This window comes from Lactobacillus rodentium, from assembly GCF_003423665.1.
GTDB classification, from domain to species: Bacteria; Bacillota; Bacilli; order Lactobacillales; family Lactobacillaceae; genus Lactobacillus; species Lactobacillus rodentium.
Genome location: NZ_BFBY01000026.1, coordinates 1 through 824 on the forward strand (window position 1 = coordinate 1; position 824 = coordinate 824).

Below are 824 nucleotides of genomic sequence, written 5' to 3' on the forward strand. Positions count from 1 at the left end.
GTCTTAGCGAGTTTAACCATTCTTGTAATTAATTGTTCTCTTTGCCTACTTAGATTAAGTAGTCTGTGGGCATAATATTGTACTTGTTGAACTTCTATACTAGTCTCAGAGACAACTGGATAAGCTTGATGAGCTAATTCAATAAGATTATCAGCGGTTTTTTGTGCATGTTTAAATGCAATACCCTTTAAATTCATTAGCCAATTAATAAGTTGCTTTCTATTTTCTTTTCTTATTAAGTCGCAATGAGGGTAATGAGCAACTATTTGCCAGTAATTATTACCTCTAGCGGTAGAAAATAGATTTTCAATTTCGGGAAATGTTGATTGTAAAGCCTGATGAAGTCTATTCTTAGCTATGACTAAATCATCTGTTAGCTGGTCATAGAAACGACTTAAAGTATTGAGTTGCTTATAAGACTGAGACTGGTTTTGACTAACTGGATGATGATAAAGTCTTTGAATTAAGGCTAAATGATAAGCATCAGTTTTATCAGTTTTATTATGACGTAGTCCTAGATCCATTTCTTTTTTCGCTTTAAGAGGATTAAGCACAACATATTCATAACCGTAATCTTCTAGAAAAGCTTGCAGTCTACGTGAATAAACACCAGTAGCTTCAAAAATAATTTGTGGTTGTTTAGTAAAGGCAGCTAATTCGTGAAGCAATTTAATAAAACCAGGACGATCATTAGTAATGGTAAATTCATTTTTACTTTCACCAATTAGCTCACAAATAGTAGAAGTAGACTTACTTACATCAATTCCAAAAGTAACTTGCATAATATAAACCTCCTAAGTATGAGTAGTAAAACGTATTTACTT

General features: G+C 32.2%; 1 protein-coding gene. It reads right to left on the minus strand.

All coding sequences use genetic code 11. The annotated features are described in order from the left end of the window. Positions 1-782, minus strand: a 782-nt coding sequence (locus LrDSM24759_RS07585; RefSeq protein ID WP_133297801.1) for an IS110 family transposase, incomplete at its 3' end; no start/stop codon positions are given. Positions 783-824: the final 42 nt, after the last annotated feature.